The organism is Allorhizobium undicola ORS 992 = ATCC 700741 (assembly GCF_000621665.1).
GTDB lineage: Bacteria > Pseudomonadota > Alphaproteobacteria > Rhizobiales > Rhizobiaceae > Allorhizobium > Allorhizobium undicola.
Map to the genome: position 1 here is coordinate 1 of NZ_JHXQ01000038.1, position 5,924 is coordinate 5,924.

Genomic DNA, 5,924 nt, shown 5'->3' on the forward strand with positions numbered 1-5,924 from the left:
GCGGCCTCCGACACGATCACGGGCACCAACGTGCTCGCCGTGTCAGGCCTCGGCTCCTCGATCCGGCAGAGTTCCTTGCGCCACCGAAAGAGCTGGTTCACGTGGATGTCAGCCGATCGCGCAATCTCGGAAAGAACCGCACCAGGCTCAAGGCAGGCCGCAACCAACCGCTCCTTATCCTCGCGAGACCAGCGCCGGCGACGCTCAACGGACGTGATCACTTCAATCGGATGCTTCGTCATAGGACTACTCCTAGTGTTTGCACTAGGACTTCCGATGTTCCCATCAACATCGCAAGACGGCCATCACCGGGGGCTTACCCAGCACTGGAATATTGATAGAACCTCAACTTTCTCATCGCTCGATTCTGCCCAAATTGACCCGCAGATTTACTCCCTAATCGTCCAGCTTGCCGGTGCGTTAAAAGGTAAGAAGGAGTGAATCCGAACCCCACGCCTTCACTTCAGCGTGCTTGGTCGGTTAGTTTCGGCGAATTCCGACGTCAATGGCGCGCTCGCCCAGGTGAAATCTTCTTAGCCGTGTAATACGAAGAGTCATTGAAAATGACTCTTCGTATTCCCCTTTCGAATATCTCAAGCCCTTGATGCATTTGAGATATTCGAAATTCTTTCAAGGCGAGGATGCGTTAGCATCCTCGAGCCTTGGTATAAGGTTAGGTCAGCGATCAGCAGGCACCCAATTGAGTTGGTAGGGGTGACACGAGTTTCATCCTCTCGAGGTGTTGAAGGGCGCCTATTCGATTTCAACGCCAATTGCCGCCTACATCTTCACATCAACACGTTTTCCTTCTACCTATGTTCGCGAGATTATGTTGGAAGGAAGCGGCGAACGCTATGTTGATCTACCGTCGAACCAGCCTGCTCGAGTCGTCCGCCCAGACACTGGTCAACACGGTGAATTGCGTTGGAGTTATGGGCAAAGGGATCGCAAAGGAGTTCCGGGACCGCGAGCCGCAGATGTACGCGGCATATCGCAGGATTTGCGAGCAAAAGCTCCTTCGGCCGGGAAAGCTGTGGCTTTGGAAAGGATCGACCCAATGGGTTCTGAACTTTCCGACGAAGGATCATTGGCGCAACCCGTCGAAACTCGAATGGATCGAGCAGGGCCTTCAGAAGTTCGTGAGTGGCTTCTCCGAGCTCGGAATCCGAGAAATCTCGTTTCCGCGTTTGGGTTGCGGCAATGGAGGTCTTAACTGGGATAACGTGAAGCCGGTGATGGAGCACTACCTGGCTCCCCTGAAAATCCAGATATTTATCCACGACTTCGACAAGAAGATCGGCTTGCCTGAACACCTGGAGCGCATCCCATCTGTTCTGGCAGGTCAGATCGATACAGCACCCTCGTACACCGAGTTTCTCTCGATGCTTCCGCGTGCCATCGAACTGGCCGGATCAAATTTCATTGACCTAAGCTCGCACGAACGTCTTAGCGCTGAGTATGACGGGACCGAACTCCGGCTATCGACGCCGAATGTCGAGTGGGCGTTCGACGCCGAAGACCTCTGGGGCATCTGGGTTTCCCTCCAGAAGGGCTTTCTCACTCAAGAGAAGGCTGGCTGGGCGGCCTTCGAAAGCGGGAGCGCGCTGATATCGCTCCTCGCTCTGCTCCCATTCGTTCGCCTCATCGAAATACAGCGCTTTGGCGACGCGGCATCCGAGCTGGCACTTGAACTGGCCCAGCCGGCAACGAGCATTGCCCCAGCCGATGCCCAGTTAACCGAACAGATGACGCTGCAATGGCACTGAGCGGTGCTTTTGTAGACAGCCATATCAACACCTGGTCGGCATCTCTGGCGGCGAGCTACCGACCCTATCGTGGTCGATGGCCAGCAAGGCTTTTTCATCATGCGCCAATCGAAAATGCGGTGGCAATTCTGAGAGACGGGAATCTCCGGTCGAGAAACGATGCCCAGAATGCACGGGTGAGGGATATCGCCGGCGTTGGCGTGATCGACGCACGCAACCATGCACACGAGTTCGGTCGGATCTACTTCCGGCCGCGAACTCCGACGCAATGGCATATCGAGGGTATTCGCAAGCCTGGCGAATGCGCCCACGGTGAGAATGCCCATGCCCCGATCCTGATCATGTTCGTTTTCGACGCTCGGAGCGTCCTTCTTCAAGATGGCGTGTGCTTCAGCGACCGGAATATGCAACTCGGGTCTGCTTTCGTGGGTGACACCGAAGCCTATTTTTCGTCGATACCCTTCCACAAGGTCTATCATGAAGGCGATATCGCAGGTGATCGCTCAATCATTGATCACCGCTGTGCAGAGGTTTTGGTGACGTCACCGATGTCATTGGCTCAAACCTTGCAGTGGATTTACTGCAGGACGGATGCAGAGGCAGCGACGCTCCTCCATATGCTCGGATCTGACGCCAACGGGTGGCGCGACCGCGTGTTGGTATCTGATGACCTGCTCGTATTCGACAAGCGTTTCGTCTACGTCGAAAAAGTCGCGATTGCGCGTGATGGCGTCGTTGCACAGTTTAGCCCTCGCCAGGATTACGCACCCATTGATATCCACGTCGAAGTTTGGTCGTCTGACGGGGTAAAGCGCGTCGACTACCGAAATCCCGCAAGCCCGGCGCGACCACCCCTGCCGTCAACGAGCTGGCGATTTCCTGCACAGCTTCCAGATGGCAATTATCTGGTGAAAATTCATCTCGAAGGTCATCTTGGCTTCGCGTCGTTCATGGATGTCGGCAACAACATTTTCCTCTGACGATCTATCGAGTGAAGAACGATGACCTGAGCCGGTACGGCGTCGGGCATGGTTTTGGCCCAAGAAACTGACCGACGCCGATAAGCCGCACAGAGCGCATTTGGTGATCCGAGCGGACTCCTGGGGCTTTCGCGGCAGCCCTATCCACGATGCTCGGTCCAGGATCAACATCCGCTCAAAATCGGTTATGCCGGCAAATACGGCCATAATCTTTTTGCCCGCCGGCAATGTGCATGGCACCCCGCTGACGCAACTTATGTCGCGAATGTTGAGCATTCGCGACAGCCTTACGCGACATGAAATCCCTGTAATCTCGTACCGGTAACAAGTGTCGCACAAGCATGACATTCGCCGGTCGCACTGTTCGGTCGCACAGACTAACATCACGCCACGGCTATATTTTTCAATAGCTTAGCTAAGTCGGATTACGGGTCAGCGGTTCTTATCCCATCAATTGACTGGACGGCTCGCAGTTGTAACCCCGCGCCAGGTCTTCTTCGCGTCCCGTCGACTGCCGCTGGCGCTCGGGCCCCAGGTCATCGTGACGAAAACCGTCTTCGGCCTCGCCTATGGCTTCGCATTTGAGGGGAGGTTCCGGTCTCCCGCCGAGACGATCGGCGCGATGACGCAGACCGCTGGCGTCTGCTCCGCGATCGCAGTATCAGCAAGCCGCGACTCTGAGAAGGATCGGTGCGGACGGCGTAATCGGCAATCAAAGCCCGATGAGGATCGCGCCGGCGGCAACAATAACGCAAGCGAGAACGCGTCCGGCGGTCAGGGTTTCACCCAGAAACATCCAGCCAATCAGAGCCGCGAAGACGACGCTTGTTTCCCGCAACGCGGTGATCGGGCCAGCTGGTCCGAGTGCGAAGGCCGCGACCACAACGCCATAGGCGATCATCGCGACCACTCCGCCGCCGAGGGCTTTCCAGGTGTCGCGAGCCCGAAAATCAACGAGGAGCCGCCGACGCAGAGCGAGGAACGTGACCGGCAGAAATGCTCCGTAGAAGACAAGCACCCAGGCCGCGTAAGCTCCGCTTTGTCCGGTTTGCCGCACGCCGATGGAATCGACGGTCGCGTAGGCGGCGATGATTGCACCGGTCGCCAACGCGAACAGAATGGACGAGGTGGACGCTCGCCCTTTCCCAAGCGCCAGACTCATAATCCCCGCGGCCACGAGGACGACGCCGGCAATCTGGTAGAGGGTGGGTTTGGCGCCAGTAATCACGAACGCGCCAATCGTTACCAGCAACGGGACCGTTCCACGCACGATCGGATAGACCTGCCCCAGCTCGCCATACCGATAGGCCGCTACGAGGAAGATACTGTATCCTACCTGAAGCACCGCCGAAAGAACGATGTAGAGCCAAGCTGCGGACACCGGCAGAGGGTAGATGAACAGGAACGGAAGCGCGAAAGCCGTGCTTGCGAAGCTCATGACGGTCACGGTCCATAGCCGATCGCCGCCGCTGCGCAAGAAGGCATTCCATGTTGCATGAAGGATCGCCGCGAACAGGGCTAGGCCGATGACAACGGCGCTCATTGAGGCAGCCCGGCTGACACCAGGACATCGGCCGCCGCCGTTCGGGCGTTGGCGATCGCTGTCTTTGCTTGACCCATATGGGCAAGTACCGTTGCCCCTTCGATCAGCATGAACAGTATCGCGGCGACGTGCTCGGCCTGCTCGGGCGATAGAGTTTGCGCCAGGATGTTGCGGAGCCTCTGTTGCAGATCATGCTTCTGCCGCATGACGGCTCCGAACACGGCATGTGATGGTTCCCCGAACTCCGCGAGCGCGTGCTGAAACAGACAGCCGTGAAAATCGGAGCTATTGAACCAGCGCTCATGCCAGTCAAAAATCGCCATGATCTTCTTACGGGGCTTCAACGCGGCCTCGGAAAGGCGGTCGAGCTGCCGTTTGAACCGTTCTGCCCGCCAGTCCAAAACGTCGACGATTAGCCCGTCTTTGCTCGGGAAGTGTCGGTACATCGTCATCTTGGCGACTTCGGCCTCGGCAATGATCTTGTCTATGCCGGTGGCGTGGAAACCATCGCGTTTGAACAGGCGGTAGGCGATCTCAACGATGCGTTGGCGCTTTTCGGCGGCGTCGGCGCGTAGGGACATCTTGAAGTCCTATATGATACAGACCTGTCTCACTCATATATGCCCAACCATATTTGGTCAACGGAGATTGAAAACGAGTATGCCACGGAGGTACCGACTTTGCAGCTTGCGAAAGCCGAGATAGCATCCGGCAAAGTTCATGGTCGTTTACTATAAAGATGGGCTGAGGTCGTCAGTGCATCTGACCGATGTCGTCAGCGCATGACCCGGTCGATTCATTTCGAGAGGGGCAATGACAATCATCCTCTATGATCTTGTCGGTTCGAATGTGGCTATCCGTTTCAGCCCTCATTGCTGGAAAACGCGTATGTCTCTCGCGCACAAGGGGCTCCAATACGAGACCGTCCCGACAACATTTACCGGCGTGCCGAACGTCGAGGACGGTGTTTCCAGAGCAATCCCCGTCATCCGTGATGGAGACCGGGTGATCGCCGATTCCTTCTTGATTGCGCTCTCCCTCGACGACGCCTATCCGGATCGGCCGGGCTTGTTTGCCGGGCAGATCGATGGGCCGTTTCATCGAGCGCTGGTCTCAGCTCACTCTTCATCCCTATATTGGTATCGCCACGCTCATGGAGGAAGTTAGCCTTCTGGAGCCGGAAAGTGCTTCCTATTTCAGGAAAAGCCGTGAAGGGGTCGGTTCCGGGAGAGTGTGAAATCCTACGCTAAGAGTACGCGGCGTTCGCGACAATGTAGATTGCCATGAGACTGGACCGACGCCGATTCTCTCCAGATCCGGCAACGCGTTGCGTTTGCATCGCGACTCAAATCAGCCTGACTAGGTCGTGTGGACAGTTACCTGATCCATAGGACGATAGCTGCGATTGTGACGACTGCGAGATAGTTTCGTGCTGTTTTCTCGAAGCGTGTTGCGACCCTGCGGAAGTGCTTGAGCTTGGAGAAGCAGCATTCGATGAGATGGCGTTGGGCATAGAGGTCCTTGTCCAGCGGGTGTTTCTTGGCGCGGGAAGGATTGTTAGGGATCACCGCCACTGCGCCTTTCTCGGCGATGGCGGCACGTAGGCGATCACTGTCATATGCGGTGTCTGCCATC

At 56.7% G+C, this 5,924-nt stretch carries 7 protein-coding genes; 3 read left to right on the top strand and 4 right to left on the bottom strand.

The features are described 5' to 3' along the window. Positions 1-242 (bottom strand): IS66-like element accessory protein TnpA (gene tnpA, locus T424_RS0118500; RefSeq protein WP_027489037.1); only part of this gene is annotated, 242 nt, incomplete at its 3' end. Positions 243-854: 612 nt separating this feature from the next. Here tnpA and T424_RS21875 point away from each other — a divergent pair. After that, on the top strand, positions 855-1,766 hold the full coding sequence (locus T424_RS21875; protein WP_051559254.1) for a macro domain-containing protein: 912 nt from the start codon (positions 855-857) through the stop codon (positions 1,764-1,766). Then, positions 1,757-2,746, top strand: a complete 990-nt coding sequence (locus T424_RS0118510; RefSeq protein ID WP_084268587.1) for a DarT ssDNA thymidine ADP-ribosyltransferase family protein — start codon at positions 1,757-1,759, stop codon at positions 2,744-2,746. Before T424_RS21875 ends, T424_RS0118510 begins: the two co-directional genes overlap by 10 nt. 712 nt (positions 2,747-3,458) lie before the next feature. On the opposite strand, the gene T424_RS0118515 is transcribed toward T424_RS0118510, so the two are convergent. Both T424_RS0118515 and T424_RS0118520 read right to left on the bottom strand, forming a co-directional pair. Next, complete coding sequence (locus T424_RS0118515) at positions 3,459-4,289, bottom strand: DMT family transporter (RefSeq protein WP_027489039.1); 831 nt, start codon at positions 4,287-4,289, stop codon at positions 3,459-3,461. Continuing rightward, a complete protein-coding gene (locus tag T424_RS0118520; protein WP_027489040.1) occupies positions 4,286-4,870 on the bottom strand; it encodes a TetR/AcrR family transcriptional regulator in 585 nt (194 codons plus the stop codon). The genes T424_RS0118515 and T424_RS0118520 overlap by 4 nt, the downstream gene beginning before the upstream one ends. Before the next feature lie 232 nt (positions 4,871-5,102). Here T424_RS0118520 and T424_RS21535 point away from each other — a divergent pair, with 232 nt between their 5' ends. Beyond that, positions 5,103-5,456: a glutathione S-transferase N-terminal domain-containing protein gene (locus T424_RS21535; RefSeq protein WP_245269635.1), complete on the top strand. Its 354-nt coding sequence runs from the start codon at positions 5,103-5,105 to the stop codon at positions 5,454-5,456. Positions 5,457-5,665: 209 nt separating this feature from the next. Here T424_RS21535 and T424_RS0118530 read toward each other — a convergent pair. Further along, positions 5,666-5,924, bottom strand: a 259-nt coding sequence (locus T424_RS0118530; protein WP_027489042.1) for an IS5/IS1182 family transposase, incomplete at its 5' end; no start/stop codon positions are given.

Excerpts from the sequence above, each read along its gene's own strand:
- T424_RS21875 (WP_051559254.1), top strand. The coding sequence starts at position 855 with ATGTTGATCTACCGTCGAACCAGCCTGCTCGAGTCGTCCGCCCAGACA.
- T424_RS0118510 (WP_084268587.1), top strand. The coding sequence starts at position 1,757 with ATGGCACTGAGCGGTGCTTTTGTAGACAGCCATATCAACACCTGGTCG.
- T424_RS0118515 (WP_027489039.1), bottom strand. The coding sequence starts at position 4,289 with ATGAGCGCCGTTGTCATCGGCCTAGCCCTGTTCGCGGCGATCCTTCAT.
- T424_RS0118520 (WP_027489040.1), bottom strand. The coding sequence starts at position 4,870 with ATGTCCCTACGCGCCGACGCCGCCGAAAAGCGCCAACGCATCGTTGAG.
- T424_RS21535 (WP_245269635.1), top strand. The coding sequence starts at position 5,103 with ATGACAATCATCCTCTATGATCTTGTCGGTTCGAATGTGGCTATCCGT.